The organism is Paeniglutamicibacter sp. NPDC091659, from assembly GCF_044756805.1.
Classification (GTDB): Bacteria; Actinomycetota; Actinomycetes; order Actinomycetales; family Micrococcaceae; genus Paeniglutamicibacter.
This window is the reverse complement of the sequence record NZ_JBIVTO010000001.1, coordinates 46,663-66,625: the sequence shown is the minus strand read 5'-3', so window position 1 is coordinate 66,625 and position 19,963 is coordinate 46,663. Positions and strand designations below refer to the sequence as shown.

21 protein-coding genes, 1 tRNA gene and 1 riboswitch are annotated in these 19,963 nt (G+C 59.9%); of the genes, 11 read left to right on the top strand and 11 right to left on the bottom strand.

All coding sequences use genetic code 11. The features are described 5' to 3' along the window. Positions 1-96: 96 nt before the first annotated feature. The gene (locus ACIQLF_RS00335) at positions 97-816 is read left to right on the top strand and encodes a rhomboid family intramembrane serine protease (RefSeq protein ID WP_400293599.1); all 720 of its coding nucleotides are present in this window, start codon (positions 97-99) and stop codon (positions 814-816) included. A 584-nt stretch (positions 817-1,400) separates the two neighbouring features. Next, positions 1,401-2,405 (top strand): GNAT family N-acetyltransferase, encoded by a 1,005-nt coding sequence (locus ACIQLF_RS00330; protein ID WP_400293598.1) that lies wholly within the window; start codon positions 1,401-1,403, stop codon positions 2,403-2,405. Here ACIQLF_RS00330 and ACIQLF_RS00325 read toward each other — a convergent pair. Beyond that, entirely contained in the window at positions 2,398-3,015 is a 618-nt protein-coding gene (locus ACIQLF_RS00325; protein WP_400293596.1) for a LysE/ArgO family amino acid transporter, read from the bottom strand. The genes ACIQLF_RS00330 and ACIQLF_RS00325 overlap by 8 nt on opposite strands. 11 nt (positions 3,016-3,026) lie before the next feature. Between ACIQLF_RS00325 and ACIQLF_RS00320 the strand changes: the two genes are divergently transcribed. After that, complete coding sequence (locus tag ACIQLF_RS00320) at positions 3,027-4,007, top strand: LysR family transcriptional regulator ArgP (protein ID WP_400293594.1); 981 nt, start codon at positions 3,027-3,029, stop codon at positions 4,005-4,007. A gap of 37 nt (positions 4,008-4,044) precedes the next feature. Beyond that, complete coding sequence (locus ACIQLF_RS00315) at positions 4,045-4,578, top strand: DUF4442 domain-containing protein (protein ID WP_400293593.1); 534 nt, start codon at positions 4,045-4,047, stop codon at positions 4,576-4,578. A gap of 33 nt (positions 4,579-4,611) precedes the next feature. Here the strand turns inward: ACIQLF_RS00315 and ACIQLF_RS00310 are convergent, their stop codons facing one another. After that, positions 4,612-5,127, bottom strand: a complete 516-nt coding sequence (locus ACIQLF_RS00310; protein WP_400293592.1) for a DUF3817 domain-containing protein — start codon at positions 5,125-5,127, stop codon at positions 4,612-4,614. A gap of 68 nt (positions 5,128-5,195) precedes the next feature. After that, positions 5,196-5,259, top strand: a riboswitch (guanidine-III (ykkC-III) riboswitch). A gap of 21 nt (positions 5,260-5,280) precedes the next feature. Here ACIQLF_RS00310 and ACIQLF_RS00305 point away from each other — a divergent pair. Continuing rightward, positions 5,281-5,595, top strand: a complete 315-nt coding sequence (locus ACIQLF_RS00305) for a DMT family transporter (RefSeq protein WP_400293591.1) — start codon at positions 5,281-5,283, stop codon at positions 5,593-5,595. On the opposite strand, the gene ACIQLF_RS00300 is transcribed toward ACIQLF_RS00305, so the two are convergent. Beyond that, positions 5,592-5,843 (bottom strand): cell division protein CrgA, encoded by a 252-nt coding sequence (locus tag ACIQLF_RS00300; RefSeq protein ID WP_400293590.1) that lies wholly within the window; start codon positions 5,841-5,843, stop codon positions 5,592-5,594. The genes ACIQLF_RS00305 and ACIQLF_RS00300 overlap by 4 nt on opposite strands. A gap of 173 nt (positions 5,844-6,016) precedes the next feature. Here ACIQLF_RS00300 and ACIQLF_RS00295 point away from each other — a divergent pair, with 173 nt between their 5' ends. Both ACIQLF_RS00295 and ACIQLF_RS00290 read left to right on the top strand, forming a co-directional pair. Beyond that, positions 6,017-6,754 carry a class E sortase gene (locus tag ACIQLF_RS00295; protein WP_400293588.1) on the top strand — a complete coding sequence of 246 codons (738 nt, stop codon included), beginning with the start codon at positions 6,017-6,019 and terminating at the stop codon, positions 6,752-6,754. A 182-nt stretch (positions 6,755-6,936) separates the two neighbouring features. After that, positions 6,937-7,587 carry an anthranilate synthase component II gene (locus ACIQLF_RS00290; protein ID WP_400293586.1) on the top strand — a complete coding sequence of 217 codons (651 nt, stop codon included), beginning with the start codon at positions 6,937-6,939 and terminating at the stop codon, positions 7,585-7,587. A 107-nt stretch (positions 7,588-7,694) separates the two neighbouring features. Here ACIQLF_RS00290 and pknB read toward each other — a convergent pair whose 3' ends face one another. The 7 genes from pknB to ACIQLF_RS00255 are packed head-to-tail and all read right to left on the bottom strand — an operon-like array spanning position 7,695 to position 16,898. Next, a complete protein-coding gene (gene pknB, locus ACIQLF_RS00285; protein ID WP_400293584.1) occupies positions 7,695-9,632 on the bottom strand; it encodes a Stk1 family PASTA domain-containing Ser/Thr kinase in 1,938 nt (645 codons plus the stop codon). A gap of 20 nt (positions 9,633-9,652) precedes the next feature. Continuing rightward, positions 9,653-11,419, bottom strand: coding sequence for a protein kinase (locus tag ACIQLF_RS00280; RefSeq protein WP_400293582.1), 1,767 nt, complete (start codon positions 11,417-11,419; stop codon positions 9,653-9,655). Further along, entirely contained in the window at positions 11,416-12,825 is a 1,410-nt protein-coding gene (locus tag ACIQLF_RS00275; RefSeq protein ID WP_400293580.1) for a penicillin-binding transpeptidase domain-containing protein, read from the bottom strand. The genes ACIQLF_RS00280 and ACIQLF_RS00275 overlap by 4 nt, the downstream gene beginning before the upstream one ends. Positions 12,826-12,857: 32 nt before the next feature. Next, positions 12,858-14,255: an FtsW/RodA/SpoVE family cell cycle protein gene (locus ACIQLF_RS00270; RefSeq protein WP_400293578.1), complete on the bottom strand. Its 1,398-nt coding sequence runs from the start codon at positions 14,253-14,255 to the stop codon at positions 12,858-12,860. Further along, positions 14,252-15,661, bottom strand: coding sequence for a PP2C family protein-serine/threonine phosphatase (locus ACIQLF_RS00265; protein ID WP_400293576.1), 1,410 nt, complete (start codon positions 15,659-15,661; stop codon positions 14,252-14,254). The genes ACIQLF_RS00270 and ACIQLF_RS00265 overlap by 4 nt, the downstream gene beginning before the upstream one ends. An 11-nt stretch (positions 15,662-15,672) precedes the next feature. Continuing rightward, positions 15,673-16,155: an FHA domain-containing protein gene (locus tag ACIQLF_RS00260; protein ID WP_400293574.1), complete on the bottom strand. Its 483-nt coding sequence runs from the start codon at positions 16,153-16,155 to the stop codon at positions 15,673-15,675. Beyond that, positions 16,152-16,898, bottom strand: a complete 747-nt coding sequence (locus ACIQLF_RS00255; protein WP_400293572.1) for an FhaA domain-containing protein — start codon at positions 16,896-16,898, stop codon at positions 16,152-16,154. The genes ACIQLF_RS00260 and ACIQLF_RS00255 overlap by 4 nt, the downstream gene beginning before the upstream one ends. A gap of 282 nt (positions 16,899-17,180) precedes the next feature. On the opposite strand from ACIQLF_RS00255, the gene ACIQLF_RS00250 reads away from it, so the two are divergent. From ACIQLF_RS00250 to ACIQLF_RS00240, 3 genes are all read left to right on the top strand, one after another. Further along, positions 17,181-17,264, top strand: a tRNA-Leu gene (locus tag ACIQLF_RS00250). Positions 17,265-17,516: 252 nt separating this feature from the next. After that, complete coding sequence (locus ACIQLF_RS00245; RefSeq protein WP_400293570.1) at positions 17,517-18,215, top strand: dienelactone hydrolase family protein; 699 nt, start codon at positions 17,517-17,519, stop codon at positions 18,213-18,215. Positions 18,216-18,278: 63 nt separating this feature from the next. Then, the gene (locus ACIQLF_RS00240) at positions 18,279-18,710 is read left to right on the top strand and encodes a universal stress protein (RefSeq protein ID WP_400293569.1); all 432 of its coding nucleotides are present in this window, start codon (positions 18,279-18,281) and stop codon (positions 18,708-18,710) included. Between the two features lie 24 nt (positions 18,711-18,734). Here ACIQLF_RS00240 and ACIQLF_RS00235 read toward each other — a convergent pair whose 3' ends face one another. Next, on the bottom strand, positions 18,735-19,121 hold the full coding sequence (locus ACIQLF_RS00235; protein WP_400293567.1) for a DUF5997 family protein: 387 nt from the start codon (positions 19,119-19,121) through the stop codon (positions 18,735-18,737). Between the two features lie 29 nt (positions 19,122-19,150). Between ACIQLF_RS00235 and ACIQLF_RS00230 the strand changes: the two genes are divergently transcribed. After that, positions 19,151-19,915 carry a LysR family transcriptional regulator substrate-binding protein gene (locus tag ACIQLF_RS00230; protein ID WP_400293566.1) on the top strand — a complete coding sequence of 255 codons (765 nt, stop codon included), beginning with the start codon at positions 19,151-19,153 and terminating at the stop codon, positions 19,913-19,915. Positions 19,916-19,963 lie beyond the last annotated feature (48 nt).

The following is a 19,963-nucleotide window of genomic DNA, read 5'->3' as shown; positions in this document are numbered from 1 at the left end:
CGGCATCCCGACCGCATATCCTATGTAACCTGCCAACGGTGCGGTCGCCCTGTTTGCGCAGAATGCCAGGTCACTGCCGCCGTGGGGACGCAGTGCGTGGACTGCGTCCGAGAATCGAACCGCAACCTTCCCACGACCCGGACGGTGTTCGGTGGCAAGGCCACCGACGGCCGGCCCATGGTGACCTACGTGCTTATCGGAATCAATGTCGTCGTGTTCGGATTGCAGCTGCTGCTCTCCGGGCTGACAAAAGAACTCATGTATGCGGGTGTTTTCACCAGCCCCTATGCTCCTGCCGAACCGTGGCGCATGCTGACCTCGGCGTTCGCGCACTCCCCCAATTTCATCGGTCACATCGCGTTCAACATGTATGCGTTGTATATCTGTGGACGAGTACTCGAGCCGATGCTGGGCCGGTTGAGATTCCTTGCGCTCTATTTGATATCCGCCCTGGGCGGTTCGGTCGCCGTCTTGCTGATAGCCAACCCGTTGGTCTCCGTCGTTGGAGCCTCGGGTGCGGTTTTTGGCCTCTTTGCTGCCATGTTTGTTCTCTTGAGATCACGCGGAATCCCCGTGGTCCAAGTCGCCATCCTGGTCGCCATCAACCTGGCCATCGGATTCATCATCCCGGGCATCGCCTGGCAAGCCCATGTTGGTGGTTTGGTCCTTGGAGCGGCCTGCGCGGGGATCTTTGCCTACGCGCCCAAGGGTGCGCATCGCTCGTTGATGCAGTGGGCAGGGCTTGCAATCGTGGTAATGCTCCTAGTTGCAATGACTTTTTGGGGAGCTGCAAACGTTCGACTGCCACTGCTGTAGCGGGACGTATTCGAAAACTGTCCACAGGTGTTATCCACATTGTTAATAACTCACACCCGTGTAATTCACGTGTCCAGTTGGGCTCCATTGCACCGCAACGACGCAAATTTCGATGGCCAATTGAGAGATTCCCCCCAATATGCACAATTTCATCCACAGCTGTGGATAACTTAGTGCACAACCTGTGTATCGACTTCCGTTCCGAACGCGGCGACATCAATGGTGGAATGTTCGAAAGTATGACCTACTCCGCGAGAACTCGCGGAAAATTAACTCTCACCGCCCCGGGGCAACCCGTTTTCCACACACCTTGTCCACAGTGTTAATAACTCGCCGCGGCGGAGTTGAACGGTGAGTGCACGCCTAAAGTCCGCGAAATTTTGGCACCCATGCGACATAACCCACAGCCTTATCCCCAGCTGTTGATAACTTCTGTGCACAGTGCCACGACACGCTTGTTGTCCTTCGATGCCGATCATTAGGTTTCCGCCGAATCCTCTTTGGTGGACGCCGAAGGTGAGATACCTTGAATCGACTACACGAGGTGCAAACATCACCACGGATGACATTGAAGGGAAACGGCGTTGAACCTGCTCTACGACTGGATTCGAAACGAGAATGTTCAGGCCTGGGCGGAACTCACCAACCACCTTGCCGTTGTGGATTGCACCGACGAGTTCTATGAAGCAGAGGACCTGCTTGAGGAACTGCACGAACCCGGAATGGTGCCGGAACGCGACACTGTGGCTGTGTGGGATGGCGACAGGCTCGTGGGATTCGCCCAGCTGCGTGTGGGGCACCAGCTGCGTGAAGGGCTTTCCCGCGTCTCGATTGCCGGCGGTGTCCGCCTCGAGTATCGGCGTCAGGGCCTGGGCACAAAAATGATGGACATCATGGAGTCCCGCGCCAAGCAAAAGTCTGCCGAGCTGCATCCCGGAGCCCCGGCCGCCGTCGATATGTGGGGAAACACCCCGGGACATAGCTCCGGAGCATTGGCCGAGGCCCGGGGCTATCTCCCTGCCCGGTATTTCCAAGACATGACCGTCAATTCGAAAAGTTTTCGCAAATCAGCCACTGAGCTGGGGGTGAGTGATTCCTTGGCCGTGCTTCCATATTCTCCGGATTGGGCGGAGTCCATTCGATTGCTCGACAACCAAGCATTTGCGGACCATTGGGGATCCACGCCAAAGTCCGCTGACGAGTGGGAAGCCATGACTTCCGCCCGCACGTTCAGGGCGGAATACTCCCGAATACTGGTTGAAGAGCATCCGGGCAGCCTCCGACCGAGGGCGTTGTCTTACGTTCTTAGTTCTGAATGGGTCCCAAACGAATTGTATGTGGCTCGCGTTGGCACCGCACGGGATTCCCGCGGGAAGGGATACGCCGGCAGGTTGATGTCGGACGTCATTGCCGCGGCCTTGGCTCAGGGATTTACAGAGGTTGGGCTGAGCGTTGACGCCCAGAGCCCAACCGGAGCCGGGGGCGTGTATGAAAGGCTGGGTTTCGCTGTCACGAGGACGGGCACCCTGTACCGTAAAGACATCATTCAGGCCGCTGAAGCATCATGTCGAAGCTTCGGGCCTACGTGATTACAGGAAGCAGCAATGTCAATGCCAGCACGAACATGATGATGGCGATGGTGCCGTCCAAGACACGCCACGACACTGGGCTGGCAAAAAACCCGCGTAGGTAGCGGGCGCCGTAACCGAGTGCACTAAACCACGCAATGCTGCCAAGCGCCGCACCTGCGCCGAACAGCCAGCGACCCGAAGGGCCCTGGGCCGCGGCTATGGAACCCAGCAGAACCACGGTGTCGAGATAGACGTGGGGATTCAGCCAGGTGAGTGCCAGTGTTGTGAGCACGACGGAGCGCAGGGTGTTGCCTGAATCCTCGGCGACCAGGGTCAGCGCCTGCGGATTGAGTGCGCGCCGGGCAGCAAAAAAAGCATAGACAACAAGGAATCCAGCTCCCCCGAGCCGCGCCACCGTGATGAACCACGGCGCGACGCCGAGCAAGGCTCCGAGTCCGGCGATGCCGGCAAAAATGAGCACGATGTCCGAGACCATGCAGATAAGCACGGCGGTGCCGACATGTTCGCGGCGTATGCCTTGCCGCAGGACGAACGCGTTTTGTGCGCCGATCGCCACAATCAGCGACAGCCCCGTGGCAAGACCTGTAAGCAAAGGAAATAGAGTCACTCATCGAATTTATGGGAGCGTCTATCAGATGTCGAACTAATTATTCTTACCCTTCATTAGAATTTCTTAGTATGGACTTCTCCGCCGAACAACTCCGCACCTTCAAGACGGTTCTTGAGGCAGGTACGCTCGAACGCGCAGCGCGCCAGCTCAACGTCACCGCATCGGCGGTGAGCCAGCGCTTGAAGGCCCTGGAAAAACAGGTGGGAAGCGTCCTGTTCATCCGCTCGCGCCCCATCAAGCCCACGTCCAGCGGTGACGTGTTGCTGCGGCTGGCTCGTGAAACAGAGCTCCTGTCCGCGGAAGCCCGGCGGCAACTGAGAATGTCACAGGACGAATCCCTGTCATTGCCGCCTTCGAGGGTCAGCGTTGCAGTGAACTCAGATTCCCTGGCGAGTTGGTTCACCCCCGTGCTCCACGGATTGGCGAAGCAGGACCTCATTGCCTGCGAAATCCTGCGGCACGATGAAGCCCATTCCACGGAACTGCTGCGCTCAGGCCAGGTAATGGGCGTTGTCACGACAAAAAGCACCCCGGTACAGGGATGTTCGTCGGTGCCACTTGGGGCCATGACCTATCGTGCGATGGCCTCGGCCGACTTCATCCGGAAATGGCTGCCGGGAATCGATCCAATCAACGAATTGGCCGCGGCGCCAATGGTCAATTTCGACAAGAACGATGACCTGCAACTGTCGATGCGCAGGACCCTTCCGGGAGATGCAGGCCAGAGTGCCCCTGTGGAGCACTTTGTGCCGGACTCGCGGCAATACGTCGCCGCAGTAGCAGCTTCGCTGGGTTGGGGCATGATCCCCGAGATCCAGGATCCGAAGGACGGATCCCTGCTTCCGGTAAACCCCGAATGGGAAAGCAGGGTCCAGTTGTACTGGCAACGTTGGAAAATTCCGTCCCGTGCGCTTGATACGTTGACGGACTTGGTCGTTGCCGCTGCAGGGAATGCCGGATTGATGGCCCAACGAAATAGTGATCAGTAGCCTACTTATTGGTAACAAGGGGTCCTAGGCTGAATCCATGAACGCCACGAATCGGAAGCCAAAGACCTCAATTCTGAATTCCTTCCGCCAGTCCATTCCCAAATTTGCAGGCGACCCGCGATTCGTCAAGCATGGAATGTCCCTGTGGCCACCGTTTTGGGGAGCAGGCATCAAGGTGCAGGAAATTTCCGCAGACTGGCGCCGGGCGACCGTTCTGATGCGGCAACGGCCATGGAACATGAACTACGTGGGAACCCATTTTGGCGGGTCGCTCTTTTCCATGACAGATCCGTTTTGGATGATGATGGTGCTTCACAACGTGGGACCCGGCCATGTTGTCTGGGACAAAGCCGCGGAAATCAGATTCCTGAAACCGGGCCATGGAACCCTGTCTTGCCGTTTTGAGCTTGAAGAAGTCCAACTTGAGGAGCTCATGAAGCGAGTTGCCGACGCCGGGAAGGCGACAACGTGGTTCGTGGTCGAGATCCTTGATGATGCCGGCGACATAGTGGCAATCGTGCGCAAGGAAGTCTATGTGCGCACAAAAAACCCGGCCTCGGAATCGCAATAAGCGACGGAGAAGGCCGGGTCTTGTGGGGCTTGGCTACTTGCTTCCGCCCGGAGGGCCGATGATCAACAGCACCGTGGTGATTGCGGCGACCAGGACGATTCCCGCAGTGGCGGCAATCCACGGACTGCGAAGTGCAGTGGCCTGAATTTTCTCAATTGGTCCACGGGGTTCGTCGCCCCCAGGAGCCAAACGCCAGGCATCGCTGAGCAATCCGCGGCGCAGGACGGAACGCTCAAACGGCAAGGTGGCGAACGGGATGATCGCCGTGGCCAATCCAAGAACGCCCCGGGAAACGCTCCACCGTTCGTTGGCCCAAACGAAGAGTGTCACCAAACCATAGGCGATGAAGACCACGCCGTGCATCATTCCGAAAATCCTGACAAACTCCGGCTGGCCGGCACCGTACTTCATGATCATGGCAAAGATCAGAAGTGCCCACGTCACCATTTCGGCAGCTGCAAGGAAGCCATAGAGTCGCTTGGGCGAAAGCTTCGAAGGAGATGGCTTGAGGACAGCGGATGAATCCACTGAGGACTCGGGGCGAACCATGTGATTGCGGCCTTTCTGGGAGTTTGACGGGATTATTTCAGTTACCCGGATGTTGCTATTGTGGGTGTGCTGGAGCGCCTAAGCGCTCCCCGGACGATGGAGCCGTACCCGGACAGCGACAAGACGGCCACCGAAAGGAATCGGTGACGCGCGATGTCGTGGATCATCCTCATTATCTCTGGCGTGTTCGAGGCAGTCTGGGCCATTGCGCTCGGCGCCTCTGAAGGCTTCACCAAGCTCGTTCCGTCCATCGTTTTTGGCGGTGGACTCATCGTCAGCATGGTCGGTCTCGCTTGGGCCATGAAAGAAATCCCCACCGGAACCGCATACGCGGTGTGGGTGGGAATCGGGGCAACCCTGGCGGTGGCCTACGGCATGATCTTCGGAGGTGAATCGATCAGCCCCATAAAGATTGTCTTGATCGTTGGACTGGTTGGCTGCGTCATCGGCCTAAAGGCAGTTAACTAGCGCCATCCGGTTGTCATGAAGAATCCAATCATGGCAAAACCAAACCCGATCACGATGTTCCATCCACCAATCATGGGGATCGGGAAGAGCGTCTGGGAAATGTAGTAGACCATGATCCACACCAAACCCAGAAGCATCAAGCCAAACATCACCGGCTTGTACCACTTGGGCAGGGGCTTGTCATAGGTCCGGGCTTCGCCGCCGTCCTGTGGCTTGCGGTTCTTCCGGCGGGTCTTGGATTCAGGCACTGCATCTCCTTGAGTCTTAAGTCATTCGGGCCGATCCACCGAGTGGTTGTCCGAACGGTAGGCTAAAGAGGCGGTATGGAAAGCAAATCCCGTGCCACCCATAGCTAATACTATCTGCTCAAGCTGGAGGTTTCCGGGTTTACGGTTGCTCCACGGAAGCACGAGGGAGCCCCATGACACGATCCGAGACCCGGCTCCGGACCAAAGCGTCCGTCGGGCAGCGGCTGCTCGGCGGATTCGGCGAAATTCTCATCACTCTCGGAATCATTGCGCTCCTCTTTGTTGCTTGGGAGCTGTGGTGGACGAACCTCGACGCAAACCGTGCCCAAAATGAAGCCACCTCCCAATTTGCCCAAGAGCTCAATGTCGGTGACGCCGGCGGACAGGACTTCGGTCCGGCACCCATCGCCAAGATCCCGGACGGGGAAACCTTCGGCATCTTCTATATCCCCCGTTTCGGGAAGGACTTTGCCCATCCCGTAACCAACGGGGTGGGTCCCGAGGTCTTGAACTCCGTCGGGATCGGCCACTACCCGGAGACCCAAGCCCCCGGCGAACCGGGAAACTTTGCCGTTGCCGCCCACCGGCAAACCCACGGGCAGGTGTTCTGGGACATCGACAAATTCGAAGACGGCGACAAGATCTATCTGCAGACGCGCGAGGGTTTCTACACGTATGAATGGCGCAACACGGAGATTGTCCACCCGTCCCAGGGTGAAGTGCTGCTTCCCGTTCCGAACGAGCCAGGGCAGGAAGCAACCTCCTCAATCCTGACGATGACCAGCTGTCATCCGCCATTCACCACACGGATGCGAATCATCGCGTATTCGGAACTCACTTCGTGGCGCCCGTCCGAGGCCGGTCCCCCGGCGGAAATCGCCGGTCTGGTCCACAAAACGATGAAAAACTAGGAAGGGCAGCACCCAAGAATGTATGCGTGGATTTTCACCCATCTCCCGGGCCCGTTGTGGTTTCGAGTCATTCTGGCAGCGGCGTTGGTCGTCGCAGTCGTACTATTGCTGATGAACTTTGTTTTCCCGTGGCTGAGCCAATACAGCCCGTGGACCGAATCGACGATTGGCCTGATGCTGCTGTGAGCGCACCCAAGATCCTTGTGATCGACAACTATGACAGCTTCGTCTACACCCTGGTGGGATATCTGCAGGAGCTGGGCGCCGAAACCACTGTTGTGCGCAACGACGACTTGTCACTGGCGGAGGTCATTGAACTGGCCGAGGCCCGAGACGGCGTATTGGTCTCCCCCGGCCCGGGCAACCCCGCGGAAGCCGGCGTGTGCATCGAGATGATCAAGTGGTGCGGCACCGCGCTCAAGCCGATGCTCGGTGTCTGCCTTGGACACCAGTCGCTGGCAGAAGCCTACGGAGGGGTCGTCACCCACGCCGAGGAGCTTATGCACGGGAAGACCTCGCCGGTTTTCCACACCGGACACCCGATCTTTGCCCACATCCCGAGCCCTTTCACGGCCACCAGGTACCACTCGCTTGCGGCCGTGCGCTCGAGCATCCCTGAGTGCCTGGAAATCACGGCTGAGACCGAAAACGGTGTCATCATGGGCCTGGCACACCGCACGGCACCGCTCTGGGGCGTGCAGTTCCACCCCGAATCCGTGCTCACCGAGGGTGGCTACCAGATGCTTGGCAACTGGCTTGAATCCCTGGGACATGTTGGGGCGGCAGCACGCGCGGGAACCCTCAGCCCGCTGATCAGGGAGACCGGACACTAGAAGTCGTTCCGCTCCCCCGAGTCGTAGAAGAACCCGCCAGAATCGGTATTCTGGCGGGTTCTCTAGCTATTGCAGGGCGGGGCCGGGCAGGCAGCGGGAAGGGATCCCTAGTCGTTCGAGAATCCGTGGCCGCTACCGAACCGGTTCAGATCCCCCACACCGGGGAGAATGTCTTCCGAATCTTCGTCGGATGAATCCGGATCTTCGCCAGGGGTCTTCGACGATTCCTCGGGTTCATCCGATTCGTCCGTGGGAGTTGGCGTAGGGACGGGGGTTTCGACAACCGGTGCCTTGGCGACGGTCACGGTGACCGTTCCACCCTGGGGTGAAGTCGAACCGCTGTCGGGGTCCTGGCGGAAGATGGTGCCGGGCTCGACTCGCGTAAACTCTTCCGTTTGGACGAATATTTTCAGCCCATACTTGGGGTCGGAAAGAAGAGCCCTGGCTTCGTCTTCTGTCAGGTTGAACAACTGAGGAACCTCGACAAGACCTGTGGACAAAACCAGGTCGATCTTGCTTCCGGACTTCACCTGGCTGCCAAGCGACGGCTCGGTTCCCACCAGCGATCCAGCGGGAATCGCGGGATCGTTCTTCCTGGTCACTGACCCAATGGTGAAGCCCAACTCCTTCAGGGTTTCCCTGGTGGTGACCTCGGTTGCCCCTGCCAGGGAAGTTGGGATCTTGAGGCTCTCCGGACCCTGGGAAACCATCATGGTCACGGCCGTTCCCTTGACGACTTGTGCCGGGGCAGTGGGATTGGTGGAAACCACCAACCCAGATTTCACGTTGTCGTCGAAGACGTCCTCCGACTTCGGTACCAGCCCCAGCTCGGTGAGCTTGGATTCGGCCTCGACCTGGGTCATGTTGGTAAGGGAAGGCACAGTCACCAAGGCATTGCGTGCAGCTTCGGCCTGCATCCAGTTGTAGAAGAACAAGCCGCCAACGGCCAAGGCCAGAACCATGATGATCGAGAGCACCACGGTCCACGCCTTTTTGGATTTGGCACGGTAGTCATCGACAGGCTCAGAGCGGTCCTGTTCCCACATGGGTTGTTCATTCCAGTGCTGTTCCGCGGCCACTGGTTCAAGATATCCCGTGTGGAATGGCTGCTCGGGTTCGGCTGCGGCGTAGTCGATTACCGTGGCGGGAGCGGGTTCCTGCGGCAGGACGGCAGTGAGCTCCTCAGGGGGCAGCGGAATCCCGTTGCGGGCGTTGCGCAAGGCCTCGGCAAAGGCGTGGGCGTCCACATACCGGTCCTCGCGGTCCTTGGCCAGCGCCTTGATCACTACGTCGTCGTAGATCGGTGGAAGCGTCGTCTTCACGCTGCTGGGAGCGGGAGCGTGCTCCCCCACATGTTGGTAGGCCACGGATACCGGTGAGTCCCCGGTAAACGGTGGTCGGCCGGTAAGCAGTTCGTAGAGAAGGCATCCGGTGGAATACAGGTCGGTTCGTGCATCGACTGTTTCTCCGCGAGCCTGTTCAGGGGACAGGTACTGCGCGGTACCCACCACTGTTTGCGTTTGGGTCATGGTGCTGGAGGCATCGGCCAGGGCGCGCGCAATGCCGAAGTCCATGACCTTGAGCATGCCTTGGCTTGTGACCATGATGTTCGCGGGCTTGATGTCGCGGTGGACAATTCCCATGGCGTGGGAATGTTGGAGTGCTTCTAGGACACCCAAAACATACTCGATTGCCAGATCGACAGTTATCTCGCCGGCCCGATTCAAATCGCGCAACGTACGGCCAGAGACATACTCCATCACGATGAAAGGCAGGTCGACGAAGGAACCGTTGATTTCACGGTTTTCTTCGCCAGTGTCGTAGACCGAGACGATGTTCGGGTGGTTCAGACCGGCAACGGCCTTGGCCTCGCGCCTAAAGCGGGCCTGGACCATCGGATCACGCGCCATTTCGGGTCGCAAAAGCTTGATTGCAACCTTACGGCCCAGAACCTGGTCGACCCCCAAATGGACATCGGCCATGCCCCCGCGGCCGATGAGCTCACCAACGATGTAGCGACCGTTGAGAATACGTTCCGCGGTCACCGTCTATTCACCATCATCATCTAGTTGGTCACCGGCGGATTGGGAGTCTTGTCATTGCCCAGGATGCCCCCGCCAGCCCCTTTCGCCTTGGGCGACTCGGACGTCGTCGATGGCGGCGCACTTGTCTCCGACGCTTTCGTGGTCTCTGTCTCGGTCGGCGGTGCCGACGATTCTGTCTCGGTCGGCGGTGCCGACGTTTCCGTCTCGGTCGGTTCAGGTTCCACCGTCGCGGCAGGACCCAAAGACCACCTATAGGTAACTACGGTTCCGGGCTCCACCCTGACGCCGGAGGCAGGGAACTGCTCGATGACCGTGCCGAATGGGCGCCTATCGTTGACGGGATCCAGGGACTTCGGCACAAGACCGAGACCCTTGAGCTTGCTTTCGGCTTCTTCGACCGTCAGTCCGGAGAGCCTGGGCGTACCAACCTTCTGGGCTGTCGGGGACTCCGAGGGCGAATTGGAAGGCGACTCGGTTGTCGGCTCGGTCGTGGGTTCGCTGCTCTTTGTCGACTCCGTGATGGAGGCGCTTGTGTTTGCGGAAGATTCCACGGGCTTGTTCCCGCCGGTGAGCATCGGCAGCAGCAAGGCGCCAATCACGGCAAAGACAACCAACACGATCAGGGCAATCAGTGGCGTGGTCCACGGACTGCGCCCCTTCTTGACCGGTGTACGGCTGTCGGCCTGCTCGTAGGCCTGCTGGTATGCAGGCTCGTCTTCCTGCTCCCAGGGCTGGGAAGCGCCCAGAAGCGAATCAAAGTTCTCCGGCGCGGCCTGTTCGGAAACCGGCACAGGAATCTGGGGCATCGCGTTGGTGGCCGGGGCCGAAGCGGAAATCGTTTCATCCACGGGTTCGAGGGCAACGGTCTCATTGCCCTGCGTAATCGGCGTCTGCCCCAGTGCCTGGGTAGCCATATCCGAACCGGAGAAGAGCAACATCCCGGGTACTGCCATGGTGGCGGTCTCCGGATTGCCGGCACGAATGGCGTCGGCAGCAACGGCCAATGCCTCGGCGTCTGCCGGGCGATCCGCGGGATCCTTGGCCAGCATCGACATGATCAGGGATCGAACCGGAACCGGAATGGATTCGGGCAGCGGCGGAGGGGTGTCGTTGACCTGGGCAAGGGCGATGGCAATCTGCGATTCGCCGGTGAACGGGCGACGGCCGGCCAGAAGCTCGTAGCCGATGACGCCAAGTGCGTAGATGTCCGAGCTGCCGGTGGCCTGCTGCCCGGTGGCCTGTTCGGGCGCCAGATACTGGGCAGTGCCCATGACCTGGCCGGTGGCAGTCAAGGGAACCTGGTCGGCAATGCGTGCAATGCCGAAGTCGGTGATTTTCACGCGGCCGTCGGGCAGCATCAGGATGTTGCCCGGCTTCACGTCGCGGTGGACAAGTCCCTGTACGTGCGCCGCGGCAAGCGCCTTGGCGGTTTGGGAGATGATCGACAGCGCACGGTCCGGAGACAGCACGCGTTCGCGCTCGATGATGGTGGACAGCGGCTGGCCGGGCACCAACTCCATGACCAGGTAGGCGGAGCCCTCTTCTTCTCCGTAGTCGAAGACGCTGGCGATGCCGTTGTGGTTCAGGAGAGCCGTGTGGCGGGCCTCAACGCGGAACCGCTGGAGGAAGCCCGGATCACCGGTGTATTCCTCCTTGAGGATCTTGATAGCCACCAGGCGACCGAGAACCTGGTCCCGGGCCCTCCACACCTCACCCATACCGCCAATGGCAATACGGTCGGTCAGCTTGTATCGACCGCCCAGGGTGATACCGGAAATTGGCCTCACTGGTTGAACACCGCCTCTAGGATCTTCTTCAGGTTGGGACTGGTCAACGAGGATCCAGTCTTAAAATCGATTTTTTCAAACACAATTGTCACAGCTACTTGCGGATCGTCCGCCGGCGCAAAGCCGGTGATCCAGGAATTCACCAGATCGGATCCGCCGATCTGCGAAGTTCCGGTCTTGGCCGCAATATCCAGGCCAGGCACCTGCGCCCTGACAGCGGTTCCGCTCTTGACCGGTCCGCGCATCAGGTCGGTGACCTGGTCGGCAACGTCCTTGCTGGTGGCAGTCAAGAATTCCTTGGGCTTGGTCTCCGAGAGGACCTTCAAGTCCGGGCCGATTACCTGCTTGATCAAGTTCGGCTGCATGATCTTGCCGTCGTTGGCGATGCCCATGGCAACCATGTTCATCTGCATAGCGGTTGCTTTGACATCGCGCTGGCCGATCACCGACTGGGCCAATGCGGCCGGGTCGAGATTTGGCGGGAAGACGCTGGGGACCACCCGCAACGGGATGTTCAGCTGCTGGCCGAAGCCGAAGTTCTTGGTGACCTTCTCAAATGGCTCGGCGCCAAGTTCCTTGCTCATCTCGACGAACGGGGTGTTGCAGCTCTGCGCCACGATGAAGGACAGCGGAGCCTCCGTCTTTGCGGCACAGTTTCCGCCGTAGAAGTTCCCCAGGGTGGCCGTGCTGCCAGGCAGAGTCACCCGCGCCGGGTTCTTCATCACGGTGTCGGCGTCGTACTTGCCCGATTCGATGCCGGCAACCAGGTCCAGGACCTTGAACGTCGATCCCGGAGCGGTCAGGTTGCCGAGGGCTGGATTCACGTACGGGCTAAGCCCGGGGACCTTGAGCAGCTTCTTCATGTTCGCCGCAGCCTCTTTCGAGCTTTGGACGGCCAGTAGGTTGGTGTCGTAGCTCGGCTTGGAGGCCATGGCCAGGATGTTTCCGGTCTTGGGCTCCGAAACGATGATGGTGCCGCGGGTTCCGTCCGGGATCAGGTCGTAGACGAACTTCTGGAGTTTGCCGTCAATGGTCAGTTCGACCGAGGCGCCCTCGTTGGCTCGGCCGGAGAACAGGTTGATCATGCGATCGAAGAACTGGTCCTGGCTTTGCCCGGTCAGCTCGTCGTTCATCACCGATTCCAGCTGCGTCGAGCTGTTGGTAAGCGAGTAGAACCCCGTCAGGAAGGCATAAAGCTCTGGGTCGGTGTAGACGCGTTGGTACTTGAACTGGCCCTCGGACGGCTTGGACTCGGCGATCGGCTTGCCGTCGACCAATATTGCGCCGCGCGGCAAATCGAATTCACGGAAAAGCTGTCGTTTGTTAAGCGCGTTGTTGTTCAAGTCCTCTGCGGCGAAGAACTGCACATAGCTCAGCGCGCCCAGGCACAGGACGAAGAGAAGCACTACCGCTATCCACGTATTCCGGATTGCTTGATTCATCGCTTCGCCTCCTTAGTGAGTTTCTGTCGACGGGGTGCTTCCGTGGCGACCTCGGCGGTCGCGGAGAGGCCGGCCTGCATGGGACGGCGCGAATTGTGGGAAATCAACAGCAACAAGGCGACGATGATCCAGTTCGCCAGCAGGGATGAACCGCCGGCGGCCATGAACGGCGTTGTCAGGCCCGTCAAAGGGATGAGTCGGGTGACGCCGCCAATGACCACGAAGCATTGCAGCCCCAGGGTGAAGGAAAGCCCGGTGGCAAGCAATTTGCCGAAGGCGTCTCGCGAACCCAGGGCCGCGCGCATGCCGCGGCTGATCAGGATCAGGTACATCAGCACGATTGCCGACAGGCCGATGAGTCCGAGCTCTTCGCCCAGAGCCGCAACGATCATGTCGCTGTTGGCCAAGGGGACCAGATACGGGCTCCCGTTGCCCAGTCCGGTTCCGAGGAGCCCTCCGTCGCCCATGCCAAAGAGGCCTTCCACGATCTGTCTGCTTCCGCCGGTGGCGTAGTAGATGTCCGGATCGAAAGCGTTCAGCCAGCCGTTGACGCGTCGTGTCACGTGGCTCATCGTCAGGTAGGCGAAAACGCCGCCGCCGGCGAGCATGAGCGTGCCGATGACAATCCAGCTCACCCGAGCCGTTGCAACGTAGATCATGACCATGAACAGGCCGAAGAAGAGGATCGAAGAACCAAGGTCGCGTTGGACAACCAGCACGCCGATGCTGACGAGCCAGGCAACCATCATTGGGCCCAGGTCCCTGGCACGCGGCAGCTGCAACGGACCGATCTTCTTGCCGGCCAGGAGAATCAATTCACGGTTCGACGAAAGATACCCGGCGAAGAATATGGCCAGGGTGATCTTTGCGAGTTCGCCTGGTTGGAATGTGAGGCTGCTGCCAAACTTGACCCAAATGCGGGCGCCATTGAGCTCAATGCCGAGTCCCGGAATCAGTGGAAGCAGGAGCAGGACAATCGAAGCAGCCAACGCGGTGTAGGTGAAGCGGCGCAGGACACGGTGGTCACGGATTGACCACAAAACCACCATCGCAACCACCATTGCCACGCCGGTCCAGAGGATCTGGCGGAAAGCCTGGTTGTCGTTCCGGGCAAGGTCGATCCTGTGGATCATGGCCAGGCCGATGCCGTTCAACGCCACCGTGACCGGAAGTATTATCGGATCGGCATATTTCGCCCAAACCCGGAGAATCACGTGGAAAACCAGCGCGAGGCCGGCCAGGAAGAGCCCTTGGGTGATGAATTCCTTGCTCAACCCTTCATCGCTGTTGATGCCGACCAGATAGTAGGCGGCCATGGCGACGGTTAGGGCAAGAAGGAGGAGCAACAGTTCCAAGTTGCGCCGTGGGACCGGCGCCGTCTCTAGCTCGCTCACGGTCTGATCTCCTGACAGTAAGAGGGCAGTGGAGTCAAGGCCGCGGGCGAGCCCGGGTGCTCTGGCACTACCACTGGGCAGTTCTGTTTAACGGTCACTGTCAGCTCATTGACAATCATCTGGGCGTGCGCCAGATCCCGGGCCGGGAGCGAGGATTGGATCCGTTGCCGGGTGTATTCAGGCAATGCATCCAACGGGATATCGGTTACCGCATCCACATGGGAAAGTTTGAGGGGACCCAGGTCTTGGGAAACGCCCTTGAAGATCGCAACCTTGCCGTCGTGGTTCCCCACGAAGTATTGGGTTTGGGTCCAGAGGTAGCCCCAGATGCACACCGCAGCCAGAATTAGGGCCATGAGGGCCAGAAAGGTGGGAACCAGCCAGCGTCGCGGACGGGACTCGCTCTGTTCGAAATCTTCGGTTGGATCCGTTGGGGTGCCCGGACCCTTGTGGGTGAGGATTGCCGCGGCACGCTTTTCGCCCGAACGCTGGGTCACGACCGGGATCTTGCCCGTTTCGGTGGCCAGCTGCGCAGCTCCAACCAGCAGGTGGGGGCGCTTGGACATTTCGTGGCGGATAAGGGCGGCACCGGCCTCCAGGCCGCCTTCTGCGGCAATGGTGAGCTGGCCGGTGTCAGGCGCAGGCTCGGCAGCGGAGTCGGCGTCGCTTTCGGGGGGCAGGTCGGTTTCGGGATCGGCCTCGACCACTTCAAAGACCACGATCGTGACGTTGTCCGGGGAACCATGCGCCAGCGTGGTCTCCACGAGGTCGTTTGCGGTTTCCTCGAGGGAAGCGGTTCCGCGCATGATTCGCTCGGTAATTGAGTCCGGAACCACGGCGTTGAGCCCGTCGGAACAAAGCATCCACCGCTCACCGGCTTCAACCGGGTACTGGTTGATGTCCAGTTCCGGGCTCGCATCGGAATCGCCGAGAACACGCAACAAGACGTTTTTGTGCGGGTGCATTTCGGCTTCCTCAGGACGCAACCGGCCCTCGTCGACAAGCCGCTGGACGAACGTGTGGTCGTGGCTGACCTGTTCAAAAACGCCGTTCTTGAGCCTGTAGGCGCGTGAGTCACCGATATGGGCGAACTGCAGGACATTGCCGGTCAGCAACATCGCGGTGACGGTGGTTCCCATGCCCGAAAGCTTTGGATTGGCGTTGACCAATTCATTGAGGACCAGGTTGGCCGCCTGGATCTCGTCGGGCAGCACGGTTTCGGCGTCAGGGGTATCCGGGACGTCGAGGTGGACAAGGTCAAGGACGGTCGAGGCGCTTGCCACGTCTCCGCCAACGTGCCCACCCATGCCGTCGGCAACAACGGCTAGGTATCGGCCGACATAGGCGGAGTCGTCATTCTTGGAGCGGACCTTGCCAACATCCGACCGCGCCGCAAATTTCAGCATCAACGCCATGGTTACGGCCTCAGCTCCATAACCGTCTTGCCGATCCGGATCTTCTGGCCAAGTTCGACGGGCTGCGCACGAGTTAGCTGCGCATCACCAAGGAAAGTTCCATTGGTGGAGCCCAAGTCCTCGATGAACCACCGGGTTCCCTGCGGGAAAAGCCGTGCATGGCGTCCGGAGGCGTAGTCGTCTTCGAGGACGATGGTTGCTTCCTGGGCGCGTCCCAGCAGGATGGGGCTGGCCGTGAGCTGGTGCTGCAGCCCGGTTAGCGGACCTTCCAGGATCACCAGCGTGGTTGCCTGCTGCTTGGCCGGCGCCTCTGGTGCGGGGGACAGGGCAGGATTCTTCCGAATTTCACGCGCTGTCGGCGCGCCCGTGCGGGCCTTGCCGCCAATGGCAAGATCCCGGCGTAGCGCTCCCACGATGCTGAGGATCAAGAGCCACAGCAGAATGAGGAACCCGAGCCGCAGGGCGGTGAATACGAGATCGTTCACGCGCGGCCTCCTTGTGCTTGAGGTAGGAGTCTAAAGATGATGCGGGTCTGTCCCATGGAGATGTTTGAACCGTCAAACAGTTCTGTCTCGCCGACGACGCGCTGGCCGTTGACGAAACTTCCATTGGTGGAGCCCAGGTCGACGGCCCACGTGGTGTTCCCTCGCTGCTCGATTTTCAGGTGCTTTCGGGAAACACCTGGATCGTCGATGGGAATGTCGGTTTCGGCGGATCGTCCCAGGACGATGCTTGCGTGGTTCAGCGCGTAGCGCTGTCCTGCGATGTCGAGAACCGGCTGCATTGGGGCGGGGCCGCGAGGGGGCGCCGGCGGGGCCGGGGGTGCAGTCGGAGCCTGGCGGACTTCCTGTCGGCCTGGTTCCGAAATGGTTGCGTCGATTTCCAAAATGCCGCCCCTGAGATCAAGATCCTTTCGGAAGTTGACCTCGATGGCTCCTTGAAGGGTGTAACCCTGGCTCTTTGCGTGTTCCATGGCTATGGAGCACAGCTCCTGGGCGAGGGGTGCGCCCCATTCGCGGGCCTTTGCGAAATCCGGGTCGGACAGGCGAACCGTAAAGTGGTTGGGGGCCAGCGTGCGCCCCTGCGAGATCGTAAGCGATTTGGCATCCATGGAGTTCCGCAACCGGGATGCAATTTCAACCGGTTTCACTTCCGAGCCGCTAGTGCCGCGGAAGACGCTAGTGACAAGCTTCTCTAGTCCGCGTTCAACATTGTCGATCAGACCCATCGCTTCGCTCCCTTCCTTGGTTCTATTCGCGTGGTTACGCCATTTCTGGCAACTCGGTGCAGAGCATGGATGCTCTACACCACCTTCGATACTACTGGTCTTGCCTTTGTGTGGGATGTAATGTGGCCAAAATTGCCCCTTGGTATGCAACGAATAACGCCGCACGAAGGTTGCCAGAATGTGCTCCTGATCACAAAGACGTTCTCGATTAGCGCTTCTGGGCAATTCATGTATATGATTGATCTCGCTGCTGAAGTCAATGGCTGAAGCAGATTGAGATATGCGCGAATGGCGGAATTGGTAGACGCGCTGGCTTCAGGTGCCAGTGCTCGCAAGGGCGTGGGGGTTCAAGTCCCCCTTCGCGCACATATGAGAAAAGATCCTCGGTTTTCGAACCGGGGATCTTTTCGTTGTGCCCCAACCAGTGGATCTCGCCTGGATCTCCAACCAACGAATCTCCCGACGGCGCACCATACCCCGATGCGCCGATCGGCACGCACCATCCCCAAGTGGGCATTTCGGCGGTTTGCCGGTCGGGGCGAACCAATGGATGCATAGACTGGTTGTGTTCAAGCTTTTCAACGTGCAGACGTACAAGTAGGACAGGGGCAATCGACTATGGCGTCAAAGACACCGCACCAGAACGTTTCTTTTCCCTCCCAGGGCCAAATAGCCCACGGCTACATTGCAATGCCGGCAGGCGACAAGGGACCTGGAATCATCGTGATCCAGGAGTGGTGGGGCTTGACCGACCATATCCGCGACGTGGCAGATCGATTGGCCGCCGAAGGCTTCGTTGCGCTTGCGCCGGATCTCATGGGTGGCTGGATAACCCACGACGGCGCAGAAGCCGCGCAGATGATGAGCGACCTTCCCGCGGAAACCGGTGCCGATCTGCTGGCCGGCGCCGTCGACTACCTGCTGTCGCTTGATGCTGTCACCAGCGAGAAGGTTGGAGCCATCGGGTTCTGCATGGGCGGGGGATTCGTTTTGGCCTTGGCAGCGCAACAAGGGGAAAAGATTGCCGCGGCCGTACCGTTCTACGGTGTTGGCCAGGCCGTGCCGCATAGCTACACTGGCGTTCGTGCCAGGATCCAAGGCCACTATGCCGAGGCTGACGGCTTCTATCCAGTTGAAAAGGCGCGGGCCCAGGAACAGCAGATCCGTGAAGAATCGCGTGCCGACGTCACGTTCTACTATTACGATGCGCCGCATGCATTTCACAACGACGAGAACCCCTCGGGCAACTACCGTCCCGAACAAGCGCGTCTGGCATGGAGCCGGGCCGTGGACTTCCTCAAGCAGAACGTCTCGTAACCAGATTTACCCATCACACCCCTGCTGCCAACAAGCGGCAAAAAATACAAGGAGCGTTAGAACATGGCAGAAACAATTATTGTTGGCGTTGACGGCAGCGAGACCGCACAGCGTGCGGCCGAGCGTGCAGCCCGCATCGCGGTCAACATGGATGCCGAGCTGGTCGTGGTGACCGCGCATGCCTCCGACAACACTGAGGTCGTCAAGATCGGTACCGATACTTGGATCCTTGATGATGCCGAGCAGGCTGAAAAACTTGCCGAACAGTGCGCCGCAAGCCTGCGCATTACCGAGCCGACCGCCAAGGTCAGCGCCACCGCAGCTCACGGAAAGCCGCAGGAAGTCCTGGTTGCGGAGGCAGAACGCCTCGACGCCACGTTGATCGTGGTCGGCAACGTGGGCATGAAGGGTCTGGGACGGGTACTTGGCTCCGTGGCCACCTCGGTGGCACACGCAGCCCCGTGCGATGTCTACATCGTCAAGACCGTGAAGTAGACATCTCCCTCAAATGATGTGTGACTAGCTGCGGTCGCCCTTGGCGGCCGCAGCGTCGCGCACACGCTGTTCTTCGGCACGGACCGCGGCCAGCGACGCGCGTTCCTGCTGCAACCATTCGGGACGATCCGCCAGCAAGGCCTCGATCTCCGCGGTGGTCAGCGCCTCGGTGATTTCGGCGCGGGCCAGTCCCGAGATGGATACGTTGAGCTTGTGGGCTACAACAGGGCGCGGGTGCGGCCCGTTGGCGCGCAATTCTTCCAACCAAGCCGGGGGATTGGACAACAGTTCGTTGTATTGAGCCCGGGTGACTGAGCCCTCCTGGAACTCGGCCGGAGCTGCGGGCAGGTAGATGCCCAATTTCTTTGCGGCAGTAGCCGGCTTCATGCTCTGTGGGGTTTTCTCACTCATATCCCCTAGCGTACCGGTACGCTGGGGTAGTGGTAGGACTAAAAATCGCCTATGTACCGGGGGTCACCCCCGGCAAATGGCTGACGCGCTGGAACGAACGCTATCCCCAAAACCCTCTAACGGCTCTCCGTTATGACGGGGAAGACATCCTGGGGAGGCTCGGTAGCCAGGAATCGGACGCCGTCTTCGTCAGGTTCAAGACAGGGGAATCCCCCAAGACTCCCAAGATCCACGTGATTCCGCTCTACGACGAGCAGCCAGTGGTGTGCGCGGCCAAGGACCACGACCTGGAGCTCTACGACGAGCCGGTTTCGCTGGCCGACCTGGCTGACCAACCGTTCCTCGACCTTGCCGACTACCCCGAAGAAATCGGTGGAACGGCAATGGCCATGGAGGTATGTTCCTCCGGTGCCGGCCTGCTCGTGCTGCCGCTCAGCGTCGCCCGCTTGCACCACCGTAAAGACGTGATCCACAAGGAACTTTCCGATGTTCCGACAACCAGCATCGGCATCGCATGGGTCGCTCCGGTGGGGGATGAGCCTGAGGATCCGGTGATCGCTGAATTCATTGGGGTTGTCCGTGGCCGCGGCGAGAATTCCTCCCGCCAGGCTTCGGTGGCTCAGAAGCAGCAGGAAGAGGCGGAGATCGCGCGCAAGCGCCGCCAGTCTTCCCAATCCGAACAAGCCAAGGCTGCCAAGAAGGCCGAAGCAAAGAAGAAATCTGCGGCCCGCACCGGCCGGAAACCCGGCGCGAAGCGCGGCGGAAAGCCGGCTGGCCGCGGCGGCAAGCGCTAGCGGAGATTCGTCGGTTCCAGCCCCGGTGTGGGTTAACAACGATTAACA

What these genes read in the sequence shown, in the direction of transcription:
- ACIQLF_RS00310 (WP_400293592.1), bottom strand. Translation starts at nt 5,127, where the DNA reads ATGGTTCGCCCCGAGTCCTCAGTGGATTCATCCGCTGTCCTCAAGCCA.
- ACIQLF_RS00295 (WP_400293588.1), top strand. Translation starts at nt 6,017, where the DNA reads ATGACACGATCCGAGACCCGGCTCCGGACCAAAGCGTCCGTCGGGCAG.
- ACIQLF_RS00320 (WP_400293594.1), top strand. Translation starts at nt 3,027, where the DNA reads ATGGGAGCGTCTATCAGATGTCGAACTAATTATTCTTACCCTTCATTA.
- ACIQLF_RS00315 (WP_400293593.1), top strand. Translation starts at nt 4,045, where the DNA reads ATGAACGCCACGAATCGGAAGCCAAAGACCTCAATTCTGAATTCCTTC.
- ACIQLF_RS00240 (WP_400293569.1), top strand. Translation starts at nt 18,279, where the DNA reads ATGGCAGAAACAATTATTGTTGGCGTTGACGGCAGCGAGACCGCACAG.
- ACIQLF_RS00245 (WP_400293570.1), top strand. Translation starts at nt 17,517, where the DNA reads ATGGCGTCAAAGACACCGCACCAGAACGTTTCTTTTCCCTCCCAGGGC.
- ACIQLF_RS00305 (WP_400293591.1), top strand. Translation starts at nt 5,281, where the DNA reads ATGTCGTGGATCATCCTCATTATCTCTGGCGTGTTCGAGGCAGTCTGG.
- ACIQLF_RS00255 (WP_400293572.1), bottom strand. Translation starts at nt 16,898, where the DNA reads ATGGGTCTGATCGACAATGTTGAACGCGGACTAGAGAAGCTTGTCACT.
- ACIQLF_RS00235 (WP_400293567.1), bottom strand. Translation starts at nt 19,121, where the DNA reads ATGAGTGAGAAAACCCCACAGAGCATGAAGCCGGCTACTGCCGCAAAG.
- ACIQLF_RS00265 (WP_400293576.1), bottom strand. Translation starts at nt 15,661, where the DNA reads ATGCTGAAATTTGCGGCGCGGTCGGATGTTGGCAAGGTCCGCTCCAAG.